We start from the raw sequence: 14,976 nt of genomic DNA, 5'->3' as shown, positions 1-14,976 counted from the left end.
TGGATTAGATAGTTATCTAATAATTGGAGATGCGGTTTTATAAAAAATAATAATATGTTTGTAAATGTAAAACCTACGGAAACTTTTCCTGTGGGTTTTTTAAGTAGTTTTTACGAAATTATGAGTGTTTTTTATTTTGTATTTCAATAAGTTCATCTGGTATCATTTTTGTATAATATTCTTTTTCTGTTAGTTCAAATATAAATAATGCTTTTTTCCAGTTATAAACAACATCTTCTACATTGTGTTGTTTAATCTTTAATAAACACTGACCTTTTAAATAGAATAGTTCACCTAATAGGTATAAAGTATTTAGATTAATTGCTAATTTGATGCCCTTATCAATGTATTTTATTGCCTCTTCATGTTGATGTATGGAGTCCAAAGATTTTGCTAAATTGAAAATGATTTTTAATTTAATTTCTTTATCTCTAGGAAAATCTAACTTATTAAAATTAGTTAAACATCTTTTTAATATCGCAATACTTTTTTCATATTCTTTATTTTCCCCATGAAATATAGCCATTGTCTGCATAATATGTATTTCTCTTTCTGATAAAAAGTCAGAATTGGTTAAAGTTAGTTTTAATGCATGATTTAAAAGAGTTAAAGCAGTTTTTTTTGATTTATCCACCATAAATACAGCAATTGCTTCATGCCATATTAGAAATTGTTTCTCTTCGTTTGTTTGAAAATTATTTAAGTTTTTCTCTTTTTTTACTATTTCATAAAGTTCTTTATATTGTTTTTGCTTTAAGCAATCTTTTATTACGTATTTTACATTTTCTACATATTTTAATCTTTTGTTTTGAGTTAGTGCAAATATATGATTCGGATCAATGCTAAGTCTTTCTGATAATTGATATAACAATATGCTAGATGGATAAATCACACCTTTTTCGATCTTGCTAATTTGACTTTGTGAACAAATTCCATGACACAATTCGGATTGTGATATGTTTTTTTTTATTCTAAGTTCTTTAATGGTAATACCCAAATCGTTAAATTCCATTTTTTCACCTACTATTTAGCACTGTATTAGTATAAGAGCTTTCTCTAACTTTTAATGTAATGTAAAATTAATATATTTACAATTATTATTTGTTTTAAAGGAATTACCGTTTCCATAGGATGGTGAGGCTTTTATTATGTACAAAAAAAGACACCCTAAGGTGCCTTCCTCCGACTTGAACCACGTTCATTTAGTATAAACTTATCCGTATTATCCCTTTGTTATACGTGTAAACACACCCTATAAAACAGAATCGTCTATATACACCAGATTGTTAGTTTACAAAGTACAAGAGATTTGAGATCAGTATTAGAGTGACGCGACACCTTCCATAATGATTGGTATGTTACGCCTTTCAAAAGAATCTGCTTTATAGAATGTATCCACGTTTATTATTTTACTATATATAAAATTCATTCGGTGTATTTTTTCCAGATATGTATAATTGCATAAAGTTGATGGGAAAATCAGAGTATAATTTGGATTGTGTAATAAAGATAAGGCCCACCTACGGAAATAGGTGGGTTTTTGTTGGGTATTACTATCTCATTGCACACAAGGGAATTTCTATTAAAATCATAGCATATTTTTATAGCTCTTATATTGAGAAATAAAGAAAAGACACCCAAATAAGAGTGTCTTTTCCCATAGTTTTTTAGCAGAAGCAACTGCATCCAATAATGATTAAAAGTATAAAGAGTACAACGAGTAAAGCAAAGCCTCCAGCAAAACCGCAGCCTTTGCCGCAACTACCACCATATCCCATAATAATAGTTCCTCCTTTAGATAAGAGAATAAAACTAGGGTTCATTCCACGGATGTTAATGGGTTCAATTTACCTTATGTTTTTATGTGTGAATTGAGTAGGTCCTTTTGAAAATAAGGGAAAGATAAATTAATGTGTTTTCCTTAAAAGTTGATAAATTACACATTTTCTAAAAACAAACTATTTAATCATACAAATAATATAATTTATTAATCCTAACAGAAGGGAGGATTAGCCATGCAATTAGTTTGTTTTAAAATAGTAAATGGACAGTACTTTTTAGTTGTAGAAGGTATCGAGATTCCAGCGTTTGCTACAGCTTTATTAATTGGTTTAGGAGTAATCCCGCTTTGTTTTTAATTTAAGGACTTCTAAACGGAACTACCTTTCAATCGATAAACCCTTAAGTATATGAATGCTTGGGGGTTTTTTATAAAAAAAGAAAAGACGCCATAAGGCGTCCCCACAAATAGGTAGATAAGACTTTAGTTTTCCAATCTAAAGAAATTTTGTATCAGCTCTTTGAAAAAATATCATAATATCCAATTGAGTTATTATGCATTATTACATACTTCTCTCAAACCTTCTAGTTTTTATTTGATAAAATAGAATCCTAATATTACTAAAAATTAAATAAATATTTCTAAAAACCCTAAATATTTATAGGGATAACAAAAGTGATACATTTAAGGTGCAAATTATAAAAAATATAAAAGGAGGGTGAATAAAGCGGTATTTAAAAAAGACTATTATAAACGGTGAGCAGTTATACAGGTTATATGAACCTGAATCTTGTTAAAAAATGATACTCATTTGAGTGTACTTTCTGATTTGAACCACCTTGATTAAAATAATGAAGAATCATCATTCGTTTATTCTGATTTCTGGAAAAGTTTTAATAGATTCATGTTGAACAAACATACTTTTTAGAAAGAGGAGAGATTATTGATGGATAGTCAATTACTATATCAACAGCAAAAAAGAGAAAAGGCACTTGTGATTGGAGCTGGTATTGCAGGCTTACTTACTGCACGCGTGCTTTCCAGTTATTTTGAGACAGTGATAGTTGTTGAAAAAGATGAGTTACCTCAAAAACCATCTGAACGTCCAGGTACACCCCAAGACTTTCATCCTCATCGTGTATTACCACGTGGAGAAATAATTATGAACCGTTTCTTTCCTGGATATGTTGATGATTTATTAAATTTAGGGGCCCATAATGTCAAGAATGATAAAATGATTCGATTTTCTCCGTATGGGGCACTGGAACTAGTTATAGAACGAAAAGGTGCAGCAAGCAGTCGAGCATTGTTAGAATGGACAATCCGCCAACGTGTGCAAGAAATTCCGAATGTACATTTTTATTCAAAGCAAGCGGTGAAAGGCCTTTTAGCTTCGTCTGATCACAAGCGTGTTATTGGAATTCGTATTCAAGAACGAGACGAATTAAAAACAAAGCGAACTGTGTTAACCGATTTGGTAGTTGACACATGTGGTCGTCAATCTAAACTCAATAAATGGCTTACATCTATGGGCTATGATGTTCCAGAACCAGAACGTTTAAAGGTGAATTTTGGATATAGCACGAGATATTATAAAGTACCTTCACATATCAAAGAGAAATTGAGTGCAATTTCTGAAGGAGATCCTGCTAAAAAAGTTGGTGCTGTAGGGTTATTATATATTGAAGATAACATAGCCCAAGCACTACTATTTGTTGCTGAAGGTACGCACTATCCACCAATCAATTCAAAAGAATATGAAAAAGAACTGGACTCATTAGTTACCCCTATGATGAGGGAGTTAATTAAAGAGTTAGAACCAATTAGTGTCCCAAGAGGATTTAGAGCGCAGGAGTCAACTCGTCAACATTTTGAACAAATGGAAAATTGGCCATCAGGATTATTAGTGTTAGGTGATGCTTTTTGTAACTTTGATCCCATTTATGGACAAGGGATGACTGTAGCTGCCATTGAAGCTGAAATGTTAGATACTTGTTTAAAAGAACATTCTACTCATAAACCTGGATTCGAACGCAAAGTGCTGCAACGTATGCAACAAGCTATTGAGCCGGCATGGTGGCTGAGTTCAATTGCGGATTTACGTTGGAAAGGTGTTGAACATGTAGGAGCCGTTCCGCTAAAAGGTGTGAAATTTGCACAGAAATATTTTGATTTATACCTTAAACAAGCTGTAAAGCAAGCGAATGAGGGTAATTCATCCTTGGTCCAAAAATATATAATGATGAATGGGCTAGTTCATTCGCCTCATGAAATCATTAACTCAGATATGTTAAGCATGTTAATCACTGGAGATGAGTCTTCGGAAGGGAAAGAACTTTTGAACGAACTTGGAGAAGTAGATAAGAGATCACTGCAAGAAAGAATACATGAATTAATCCCTTCCTTTACATTAGCTTTTGAGAATAGTATTCCAAATCTGTTCTCATCCATTTCAATTTCTAATGCCAAATGAATAAAAGAAACATTGCTCTAATTAGGGCAATGTTTCTTTTATTAGATAAGCAGTATTTAATCAACTACTTTTTCAATTGTTGGCATTATAGCGATTGGTGGTAAAGAGTAAGTCCAAGCAGCAGCGTATACGTTTAATTTTTCACCTAATTTGTAGTTTTCACCATTGGATACAGGTACTCTTAAAATTTTATTTTGGGAAACTAGCTCCCACCAATTATTCTGATAATAAAGTGCTTCTTCTTTCGTAAAAGTATCAGCAACAATTAAGTAATTATCGTCTGCTGAAATAACATAGCCCGTGAAAGGTATTTGTATTCGTACCTGTTCCTCCTTAATTGGAGAAGTGTTATTGGCAGTATCCGCAGAAGCAGGTGTTAAGCCAAAAGTAAATCCGCACCCTAATGTTAATGTTGTAATTACTGTTAATAATTTTTGTTTTTTTGAAAACATAATAGAAAGCCTCCTTAAATTTTATTACCACACCAACACCTTTCTATTCATATAGATATAAAGCCTTTTTGTATTCAAATATTTAACAATTTTGTCATAAATAAAACAAAATTGTATGTGATATGTATTTTTTTAGAGTGATTTATGATATAATTCACTAGGTAAAGTATTTTCGTGGTTCATCTTTATATAGTTTTTTACCCTACTTACTCTGTAAAATATTATTGGTGAAGAGAGAATGTTTTCTCTCTTCTTTTTTTATTTGACGTTAATAATATCGATAATAAAGGATGTTTAATATTTTTTAGGCTACTTTGTTGTTGATAGTGAGTTTTGGTACTTATAATAAAATATGGTTTGATTAAGAGATTTAGTCTTGACGTACAGAATTTGCAAAATGTTGGTGTTCCGTCTTTATTTACATCAAATGTATTCCAATTTTAAATGAATTCAACATAATATTTTGTATCTATAATCCCAAAGGAAACTTTACATGGAAATGAAATTTTTCCTGCAGAAGCAGCCTGCATACAAGAAATTACCCAAGATTTCAATTCTAAAGGCAAGCGGTATACTTGAATATTACCATCACTGTTTTTTTATAGTTACAATCGGTGCATTTACTCTGGTTGTAGCAAAATCGTCCATTGTTATCATTCTTACTGCATTATTAGTGTGAAAACCAGTGTTTATAACTTCATAAATCTGTCCATCTTTCTCTTTAATAACCATAGGTATATTTAAATAGGGATAGTTTTTAATATCATTATGAATAATTGCTCCTACTGCATTCTTTCTTATTTGAACCTCTTGCATTCTTTTATGCTCCTTTATAATGATTTAAACATGTTTACGTAAATTTATTTTATTTTACAGCCCTTCCCGAACGAGAAAGCCCCTCGCCTTTAGGCATGGGATGAAAGTGAGGTTGGATAAGGAGTGCACTATAAACCGCAAGGTTTGTGGCACTCTAAGTATCCAAAATGTTGGTATCTTTTATCTTTTATTTTTTATCTTTCGTGTTGCAGTTTTATAATCTAACTGATACAATGCAAACATGATGAATGATTATAGAAGAACCAAAACAACTGTGTCATTAATTAACTATCATTTTGTGTTTTGCCCGCGATACAGAAGAAAGATTTTTCTTAACACAAAAGTAGAAGAACGTTTCAAGGAGTTGGTTCAAGAAATATGCGGAGAATTGGATATTTCTATTGTTGCAATGGAATGCGACAAAGACCACGTTCACTTGTTCTTAAATACACCACCAACACTTAGTCCTGCTGATACAATGGCAAAAATTAAAGGAGTGACATCAAAACGTTTGAGAGAAGAGTTTCCACATCTTCAACACTTGCCGAGCCTATGGACGCGTTCTTATTTTGTTTCTACTGCTGGAAGTGTATCAAGTGAGACAATAAAACATTATGTTGAAAATCAAAAAAAGAGGGGGTGAAACTTGTGCCACAAACCATCACGGTTAAAGTTAAATTGCTTCCAACAAAAGAACAAATCATGCTATTGGAACAAAGTAGCCACGAGTATATAAAAGTCATTAATGCCCTTGTATCTGAAATGGTTGAAGCAAAGAAAAGCACGAAGAAAAGTACAAAGGATATTGAGGCCAATATCCCAAGTGCGGTGAAAAATCAAGCAATTAAAGATGCGAAAAGTGTGTTTTCTACAAAGGTGAAAAAGAGTAAATACAAAATCGTTCCGATTCTAAAAAGACCTGTTTGTGTATGGAATAACCAAAACTATTCATTTGACTTCACACACATTTCAATTCCGTTTATGGTAAACGGAAAGTCAACTCGTTTAAAGGTTCGCGCTTTATTAATCGACAAATATAATCGCAATTTCGAATTGTTGAAGCACAAGTTAGGTACACTTCGTATCACAAAGAAATCTGCTAAATGGATTGCTCAAATATCTGTCACGATTCCTACAAACGAAAAAATGGGAACAAAGATTTTAGGAGTAGACTTAGGTCTCAAAGTTCCTGCAGTAGCCATCACAGATGATGATAAAGTTCGTTTCTTCGGGAACCGTAGGCAAAACAAATTTATGAAACGTAAGTTTCGCAGTGTTCGCAAGAAATTAGGAGAAGCTAAGAAACTGAATGCCCTTCGTCAACTTGATGATAAAGAACAAAGATGGATGCAAGACCAAGACCACAAAGTAAGTCGTGGAATCGTTGATTTTGCAACGGATAATAATATTTCTGTCATTCGATTAGAGCAACTAACGAACCTTAGACAGACGGCACGAACAAGCCGTAAAAACGAAAAAAATCTACACACTTGGTCATTCCATCGTTTAGCACAATTCATCGAGTACAAAGCGACATTAGTTGGCATAAAGGTCGAATATGTGAACCCTTCTTATACAAGTCAAACATGTCCGAAATGTTCTGAAAAGAACAAGGCGCAAGACAGAAAATACAAGTGTCAATGTGGGTTTGAGAAACATCGTGATATCGTTGGGGCGATGAATATTCGCTACGCAACTGTGATTGGCGGTAATAGTCAATCAGCCTAAGAACCTATATGGTCTGTCTTAGGAGGGGTGATGGCACACCCTCATCTTGAAGGCTGTTCAAAACAGAAATGGACTGCGAATGCTTAGTCATTCAAGAATCCCATCCGTTACACCGTAAGGTGTAGGACTTGCGGCTTTAGCCGTGGGAGTGTCAATGGGAAGATGTTCAACGTTGTATTAAAAACAACTGGAAAACTATGCCTCAATGGGCTAAATGGGCTTGCGAAGGTGCATGTGGTGGTTGTCTTGGATGTCTAGCTGGTTACGCAATTGGTTGCGCTGCTAGTCAAATATAAAAAGAAGGGTGTGATTCCTCAAATGGAAATGTCTAAAGGAATACTGTTTTATAGACTAACATTGATTATTGCTTGTTTCGCAGTAGTTGCCTTCACATATCCATCAGAATTCTCTAAATTCGCATTAATCGCAGGTATTGTTGGTATTTTTATTACACTAGATAAAATAATAGCAAAAGATAACAAAAAAAGAGTTTATCTCCTCGTATCATTACTCTTTATAATCGGATTTGCTATAACCTTCTACTACACATTCTTATAAAAATACTTCACAATAGGCGATACTTCAAAAAAAAAGAATCCTGGTCTTTAGAGGATTCTTTTTTTTGCCCTCCTTCTCTTTGCCCCCTTAACAAACCGGATTAGCTAGCCAAAACAGGATATGCGAAGGCTAGGGGACAAAGCTGGGGCGTGGAAAGCCTTTTGACTATGTGTAATTATTTCACTGCCTCTTTTAATTCTTTTCCTGCTTTAAAAGCAGGTGCCTTTGAAGCCGCGATTTGCATTTCTTCACCTGTTTGTGGGTTACGTCCCGTACGTGCAGATCTTTCACGTACTTCAAATGTACCAAAGCCAAGAATCTGTACTTTATCTCCATTTGCTAACGCATTTGTGATTGTATCTAATAACGCTTGTGTTGCTGCAGCAGCATCTTTTTGTGTAAGTTCAGCTTTTTCTGCTACTACTTTTGTTAACTCTGTTTTATTCATTTTCTGCACCTCTTCATATGTAATTAGGTGACTATTATAACGTGTGATTACTTATGATGCAATTATACTGTACATAGAGCCATAGCAAGAGATAGAGGACAATGTCTGTGTAAAAGGCATAAGAAGGATATTAATTATCGCTTTAAACTCTGTTCATATTTCTTTACATCTTCCATGGTTTTAAATATTAATACATCAAAAATTCCTTTTTCATTCCCACATACGACAACAAAACCATCTGTTGCTTCCAAAACTCTACCGACGCCACCATCTGTAAGTGTAATACTGGTGATATGTTTTACGTTCAGTTTATCTTCTTTTTGAATGTAAGTAGTTATGGGGGTTCCTACAGGAAATGCGTCTGTGATTTCTTTTGTTGTATATGTGCCATCATCTATTGATTGAGTTTTAGTTGTAATAGAATCAGTTTGAGTGGCACATCCTGTTGAACATATTAAAAGAATGCCAGTAATCATACTTACACATGCTGTTTTTACCATTCACAAAATCCTCCTATAACTGTTCGTATTGTCAACCCATTTAGGGTAACAAATTATATATACGAAGTTTGTTGGATTATGTGAGGCGTAAATCAACAAAGATACAGGAATTTTGCCAGAATGTGTTTCAAACAAAAGAAAAGACACCCAAAGGTGCCTTACTGCGACTGGAACCATCGTAATATGGTATTGGGTGCCAACCCGAGTATTATTTTGCCACATTAAGTAATTTTGGTTGTTGAGAAATATAATTAAAATCTATATATTGTTTACTTTTGCTTCGGTAGCTTTTTTGTAGTGGATTCTTCAATATGTTCAGATTTAATTTTAATTTCAGGGGTTATTGCTATCTTGCTACCCGGGTGCACACAGTAACAGTATTTGTTGCGCCAGAACCAACAACAGTAATTAAATGTAAAAAATAGTTGAAAGACAAAATGCATATTATTATATTGAGAATGATAAATTTAAGGTGACATCTGGAAGGGAATAGTTATGAATGAAAACAATAAAGGGGAAGTTATTTCTTAGCATTGATATTATAGGTTGTATCCTTTGGATTATAATGCTTATTATAAGTCTTTTTAATTTTAGAACATGGGTACACCCTTTTTTTATTTTCGTTCGACAATATATGACAATATATAAATTAATAATTTGTTATTATATATACGGATTTATTTACATTAGGAGGAATGAACAACTATGTTTAAAAGATTAGCAGTATTACTTATTGGTGCCCTATTATTATTCGGTTTAGCTGCTTGTGACAGCGTTAAATCAATGACAAGTAATGTCACAGTTGGTAAGGTAATTGAAGAATTTAAAGCTGCAGGATTAGAAGCTGAAAATCCTAGTGACCTACCAGAAAAAGAATTTGGAAATACTAGAAAAGAAGCAAAGCGCATTCTTGTTCCAGCATTAGGTGAAGATAGTGGCGGTCGAATATTTGAGTTTAAAAACAAAGAAGATCTTGAAAAAGCTAAGAAATACTATGATGATTTAGGCAATGGTAATCAAATGCTATTTTCTCATACTTACGCAAAAGGTAACTTTCTTATACAAATGAACGGTAATATGGAAGATGCCCAATTTAACAAATATAAAGAGGTCATGGACAAAGTAATTAAGTAAGTTAAAGAATCCGCTTTCATTTTTCTGAAAATATGTTAGAATTATCTTTGGATGAAAGTCCAATACATATTATTAAAATTAAAGTGGTTATCAAGTCGGAGGAAGGCACCTTAGGGTGTCTTTTTTTTGTGGAAAGATATTTATTGCAGCCATACAGTGGGGGGAAAGATTCAGCTTGAGTATGATTTATTAAATGGAAAGTTCCTACATATTCATACAGGTCCCGGTAAACAGCATGATCGAACCTATGGTTCTCTGTGTGCTCCATCTGTGGAACCAAATGATTTATGTATCCGTGATTTAGGGTATTTTCATTTAAAAGATCTTCAACATATACAAGATAAAAAGGCTTACTATATCTCTCGTATTAAATCTAATACACGTATTTATCAAAAAATTGCAAACCAGATTATTTTCAGGATGGAACAATAAAGAAAGGTACAGAGTATATACAGCTAGATATGGAGGTATTAATGAGCCCTCTCCACCCAGGACAAACATATGAAATATCCGATGCTATGTAGGTATGATTGATAAGTACCAACCCGTGTAATCGTTCATCGACTTACAGATGAACAACAACAAAAACGAGTACGTGATCAAGCTATACGAGAAAAAACAGTCTTTGATATATTAGGTGTCGTTTATAATTGTACTATGTCTGATAATCAAGCGGCTTAATTCAAAAAAGGAAACCCTTTAGGGTTTATTTTGTATGCAAACCTTTAAAATCCCTATGCATAGACTTTAGCAAAAAGAAACAGCCTCTACTATAATTGATGTTGTATGAGCTTAGCTTGATAGCGATGGGGTAGCACTAACAAAATGTTCTTTTTTCTTCAAATCTTTTATTACTTCACTTAAATAATATCTTAAGAGGAATTAGTGGGGAAAATGATGTTTCTAGTTAATTTATTTTTAAATGGAAAAAGTTTATGTGTATTTTTATATTTAGTTTTCTTTTTAGTGTTTCTTTGGATAATTTAGTTAAAGGAGATGTAAAGTTCATTGAAGAAGAACTTCATAAATCAAATTTTTTAAGTGGAAGTATATTATTTAGGTATTAACGATCATACTTCTGGTTTCTATTGTACCTGTATTTTGAATTGACAACTAAGGATAGGTAATACATAAATATTTATAATTAAGGAGGGGAATAATTTGACAATCAATCAAATGTTTCAATTAGGTGCTTCATTTTTATTGTTTATTTTTTCAACATTGATTAGTTGGTATCAAGGTAGTAATTTAATAGATTTTCCTGATGAATGGAAGTACACAGCTAAGTTTACAAATTATTTTAAAGGGCCTGTCTCGAATTATAAAGATATTTATCAAGTAGATTTTTTTATATATGCAGCTAAATTTTATCCTGGTTGGGTAATTGTTATGATAATAAGTTTTATTTATATGATATTACTACTTGTTTATATAATATATAAAAGGAAAAATACTGAAATATAAGAAAATTATGTTATTAAACATTTAATAATGGTATTATATTCTTGTATAAACAAAAACAAGGGGGATATAAATATGTTTAAAAAGGTATTAAGTGTTGTCGCAGTATCAATAATTTCTTTATTTTCGTTTTCATCTATCTCTGTATATGCAGAAGAAATGCCAACAGAATTGAGAAGTAACGCAGTTCAAGAAGTACAACAAATTCAATATTTTGATGCAAATGATAATCCGATTTTTCCTTATGCTGGTTTAGATTCGAATTTATATAGTAATAGCATTGCGACTAATGCATATATGGATTTTGGTGCAGCAAATTTTTCGAATTATGTATGGATACGCGGAGGACAAGCTTTTTTAAATCCACAAGATATAGAATTTGAAAGAGTAAATAGACCTAAATCAGTATCTATTTATGCATATACCTCAGGTGGGTCTTATATGGGTAAAGGTGTGGTTGGTGAAGGAACTGGATGGGCTTTGATTCCATGGAGACATTTACCGAGAGGAGAATTTTATACATTTAAATTTGTTAGTGAATCAGGGCAACTTGTTCAAATTAAGCATGGAACTGTTTATTACGGTTAATAAACTAATATTCAATAAAAAAAAGAATCTTTTAGTTGAAAGATTCTTTTTTATTTTTAAAGATAATGATTAATATAATTTTAATATATTGATGAATATTATATTCACTTGGAGTTAACATAACGTTCTATTATCGGTAGCAAGGAAAAGGAGGAATCCTTATGAGAGTACGGGTTCCTCCTTTTTTGTTCTAGGGATCTATGCATTTTTTTATACATTCCTATTCTGGTGCAAGTTTTTTAAAGGAACAGATAATCCCATTGCATAATTGTCTATGTATGAAATTGTCAAATATCACTGTAATTTTTCTGCAAAAAGTTATAATTCATGTTGAATTAAAAAAATTATAAAAACGTTATTCTTTCTAGTATCTTTTTAGAAAGAATAACGTTTTTTACACTTCTTATATTCCTAAGCTCTAACACTTCAATTCAGGAATGTGCAAATGGTTTTTTAATAAGTTCCAAGCCTCATCTAGAATCGGTTTTGGTGGTATGTAAATAATTGTTCCATCCCGACCTCTTGTTAAAATAACTCTATACGCATTGAGCTTAATTTGGAACGGATCTTCAACACCCCATTGATAGTGCTGCCCCTTCCAAGTCCCATTCTGTAGATATAGATCATCATCCCAATGAACAAGCGTCATATCTAGTTCAAGTCCCTGTGTTTGGAATTCAGTTGAGCTATAGTTAAGCGTCCTACAATAGTACTGGGATTCGGGATAGTTAAAGTATTGAGCGATTTTACTAGGGCGTTCATATCGTTCATCTCTTGGTAGAACAGGGACTTCTTTTTGATGATCAGCGCCACCAGCACAGACAACGCCAACTGTTTTTGTATCATCCTGATAAAGCTGATGTAAAGTGTGTTTGGCTTTGGCTAAATCACGCGTAATAAAAAGTTGATAATGTTCTTTTGGTAGCTTATGAATAAGCTGTTTTGTTTGTTCAAAATTAGCATCTAATAAGGTATTAATAATTTTATAGTATTTTAAAGCTGCATGAGCACGGAAAGATGAGTTTAAATGTAGCTGAGAATGTGTTCTATAATGTGCTGCATTTGTGAATATAGAATTAGAATGTTTAGAGTGAACAGTCATGTTTTTTCCAGCGATCGCATGATTCCACAGGGCGAGACCGCCTTCTTCTCCAGAATAGATCTCCTGTCCGTCTCCGATTAAGCCAATTGTTACACTCCACGGTTTATTGTTTGTTGTAACATTCATTATAATATCCGGTTCACTTAAGTTTTGAACTTTTCGATTTCTTCGAGTGAGTGATTGATCGACTTTTTTTGTATCCCATGCTCGTTGGGCCTCATCAAAAATGATTATTTGTTCTTTTAGAATCATTCTCTTTTCGAGAAAATCCATTTTATAGCCATATAGACCTTGTACGAAGGTTCTATTTTTCAACGTATCTTGTAATACGTCTACTAATGGGCCGTTACCAGATAAATAAACTGCATTTTTCATCTCGTGTGCAATGGTCAGACCTAAATATGTTTTACCTGCTCCCGGCTCACCAGATACTAAAATGAGATGATGGGTATTTGTACGTTGAGCTTCTTCAATAATTGAGCGTACAGTTTGCTGTACTTCTGGAAAATTACTGCTTGATACAGCTTTAATGTCAGGGAGCGGTTCATTATTTAAAATGGATCGAGCAGCTTCTAGCATAGAAGGTGAGGGTTCATAGACACCATCGATTATTTCCTCTAGCGTCAAAGTTGGTACTTTTGTTTTATTGATGATTCGTTTAAGAATGCTTTCCAATCCATCAACAGTGGAGAGGGTTACTTGATATTCTTTTTGGAAAACCCAGCGTTCACCTTCATAGTTTGTAAGCAGCAAAACACCTATGACTTGCATGTTAGATTGTTGAATAGCTGAGTGATAATGTTCAAGATCACGCATATAAAGGGATGTTTGGATATATTCAGAAGGCGAAACGCTATTATAACTTTTACATTCGAGAACTATTAAATAACCATTAATTAATAAAAGTACATCAGGACGACGACCGCCTCCGCGTAAAATCTCATATTCAAAAATAAGTGATGCATCTAAATTAGAAAATCGATTAAATAAATCTTGTAGTTTATTATAACTATCAATCTATGCTCTCTTTTGAGAATCTATTTTTGGATCATTTGTATTGGTTTTATAAACATGATCTAACAATTGTTTAATAAAAAACTGTACATCTAATTGCTTAAATTGTTCAATAGTTCCAGCCCAGCCATAGTTCAAGATAAAGGCCCCCCTGAAGTGTAGTAGGATATATGTATATTTCTATTATACGAAATGATATAACTAGTTTGGAATAAGAAAAGAGTTCAGTTGTATTTTTTCTGGGGAATTTTGTGGTAATAAAAGATTTTCTTTATATGTTGAGGGCTATTGATAACAAAAGAATTGATTTAGATGAAGATATTTTATGTTTAAATATAGTTTCTTAGCTAGCGCACGAAATCATATTATTAACAAATTATCACTTTTAAATAAAGTCACTATGTTTTGAAAAAGATGCAATAAAATATAAAAAGGAAATGGACCATTTGTTAAAATAGATCAATTTCCTTTTTACGATTTAAATATGTTTAAATTTTATTATGAAGGAACCTAAATCATAGCCTGTTTTTATAATAGCTATAGCTGAAATGATAGCTAATGGGTATTTAATAAACGGTTCGTTGAGGAATTTCTTTATGTTTTTCATGTTGTAGACCTCCATTGTATTAAGTGTATTATTATATATAGTATCACAAATGTAATGGTTAACAGTCGCTATATTTATCTTTATTAGTGAAGAAGGATACTTAAATTTACGGAGAACTAAACAAAATAAAGGGTAACAAAACGATCAAATTTTTTATAAAAATCGCATACTAGTTTCCAAAGAAAGAATCCATTTTGAATAAAGTGATATGCTCCCTATTAGGTAGACAGATAAAAAATAAAAATCTGTTATCTAAGGGGAGTATTTTTTATGGCTAGAATGAAATATTCTAAAGCTGAAAAATTGGCGATTTTA

General features: G+C 32.5%; 14 protein-coding genes and 2 pseudogenes. 9 read left to right on the top strand and 7 right to left on the bottom strand.

Annotation, left to right across the window (positions count from 1 at the left end):
• Positions 1-118 precede the first annotated feature (118 nt).
• Positions 119-1,012: a helix-turn-helix domain-containing protein gene (locus tag MR168_RS18710; protein ID WP_153579151.1), complete on the bottom strand. Its 894-nt coding sequence runs from the start codon at positions 1,010-1,012 to the stop codon at positions 119-121.
• A 655-nt stretch (positions 1,013-1,667) separates the two neighbouring features.
• The gene (locus tag MR168_RS18705) at positions 1,668-1,778 is read right to left on the bottom strand and encodes a YjcZ family sporulation protein (protein WP_097797375.1); all 111 of its coding nucleotides are present in this window, start codon (positions 1,776-1,778) and stop codon (positions 1,668-1,670) included.
• Between the two features lie 237 nt (positions 1,779-2,015).
• On the opposite strand from MR168_RS18705, the gene MR168_RS33410 reads away from it, so the two are divergent.
• On the top strand, positions 2,016-2,138 hold the full coding sequence (locus MR168_RS33410) for a hypothetical protein (protein ID WP_258116096.1): 123 nt from the start codon (positions 2,016-2,018) through the stop codon (positions 2,136-2,138).
• Positions 2,139-2,726: 588 nt separating this feature from the next.
• A complete protein-coding gene (locus tag MR168_RS18700; protein WP_242291444.1) occupies positions 2,727-4,253 on the top strand; it encodes an NAD(P)/FAD-dependent oxidoreductase in 1,527 nt (508 codons plus the stop codon).
• Positions 4,254-4,309: 56 nt separating this feature from the next.
• Here MR168_RS18700 and MR168_RS18695 read toward each other — a convergent pair whose 3' ends face one another.
• Positions 4,310-4,705 carry a DUF3221 domain-containing protein gene (locus tag MR168_RS18695; protein ID WP_000491765.1) on the bottom strand — a complete coding sequence of 132 codons (396 nt, stop codon included), beginning with the start codon at positions 4,703-4,705 and terminating at the stop codon, positions 4,310-4,312.
• A gap of 440 nt (positions 4,706-5,145) precedes the next feature.
• Positions 5,146-5,521 (bottom strand): annotated as a pseudogene (locus MR168_RS18690) (hypothetical protein).
• A 241-nt stretch (positions 5,522-5,762) separates the two neighbouring features.
• On the opposite strand from MR168_RS18690, the gene tnpA reads away from it, so the two are divergent.
• From tnpA to MR168_RS18675, 3 genes are all read left to right on the top strand, one after another.
• On the top strand, positions 5,763-6,164 hold the full coding sequence (tnpA, locus tag MR168_RS18685) for an IS200/IS605 family transposase (protein WP_033667252.1): 402 nt from the start codon (positions 5,763-5,765) through the stop codon (positions 6,162-6,164).
• Between the two features lie 5 nt (positions 6,165-6,169).
• Positions 6,170-7,249, top strand: coding sequence for an RNA-guided endonuclease InsQ/TnpB family protein (locus MR168_RS18680; RefSeq protein WP_242291443.1), 1,080 nt, complete (start codon positions 6,170-6,172; stop codon positions 7,247-7,249).
• 318 nt (positions 7,250-7,567) lie between these two features.
• Positions 7,568-7,807 carry a hypothetical protein gene (locus MR168_RS18675; RefSeq protein ID WP_002182105.1) on the top strand — a complete coding sequence of 80 codons (240 nt, stop codon included), beginning with the start codon at positions 7,568-7,570 and terminating at the stop codon, positions 7,805-7,807.
• Positions 7,808-7,982: 175 nt separating this feature from the next.
• On the opposite strand, the gene MR168_RS18670 is transcribed toward MR168_RS18675, so the two are convergent.
• Together MR168_RS18670 and MR168_RS18665 are read right to left on the bottom strand one after the other, a co-directional pair.
• Positions 7,983-8,255 (bottom strand): HU family DNA-binding protein, encoded by a 273-nt coding sequence (locus MR168_RS18670; RefSeq protein WP_001043940.1) that lies wholly within the window; start codon positions 8,253-8,255, stop codon positions 7,983-7,985.
• 134 nt (positions 8,256-8,389) lie between these two features.
• Entirely contained in the window at positions 8,390-8,755 is a 366-nt protein-coding gene (locus MR168_RS18665) for a hypothetical protein (protein ID WP_000241083.1), read from the bottom strand.
• A gap of 705 nt (positions 8,756-9,460) precedes the next feature.
• Between MR168_RS18665 and MR168_RS18660 the strand changes: the two genes are divergently transcribed.
• The 4 genes from MR168_RS18660 to MR168_RS18645 all read left to right on the top strand — a co-directional run bounded on the left by MR168_RS18660 (position 9,461) and on the right by MR168_RS18645 (position 11,938).
• Positions 9,461-9,889, top strand: coding sequence for a stress protein (locus MR168_RS18660; RefSeq protein ID WP_153579205.1), 429 nt, complete (start codon positions 9,461-9,463; stop codon positions 9,887-9,889).
• 126 nt (positions 9,890-10,015) lie between these two features.
• Positions 10,016-10,321, top strand: a complete 306-nt coding sequence (locus MR168_RS33700; RefSeq protein WP_346581972.1) for a transposase — start codon at positions 10,016-10,018, stop codon at positions 10,319-10,321.
• 729 nt (positions 10,322-11,050) lie between these two features.
• Positions 11,051-11,353 (top strand): YjdJ family protein, encoded by a 303-nt coding sequence (locus MR168_RS18650; RefSeq protein ID WP_140337864.1) that lies wholly within the window; start codon positions 11,051-11,053, stop codon positions 11,351-11,353.
• A gap of 72 nt (positions 11,354-11,425) precedes the next feature.
• Positions 11,426-11,938, top strand: a complete 513-nt coding sequence (locus MR168_RS18645) for a hypothetical protein (RefSeq protein ID WP_086406783.1) — start codon at positions 11,426-11,428, stop codon at positions 11,936-11,938.
• A gap of 418 nt (positions 11,939-12,356) precedes the next feature.
• Here the strand turns inward: MR168_RS18645 and MR168_RS18640 are convergent.
• Positions 12,357-14,192: pseudogene (locus MR168_RS18640) on the bottom strand (DNA/RNA helicase domain-containing protein).
• Positions 14,193-14,976 lie beyond the last annotated feature (784 nt).

This window comes from Bacillus cereus group sp. BfR-BA-01356 (assembly GCF_022663635.1).
GTDB lineage: Bacteria > Bacillota > Bacilli > Bacillales > Bacillaceae_G > Bacillus_A > Bacillus_A cereus.
This window is presented reverse-complemented; position numbering and strand designations above follow the sequence as displayed.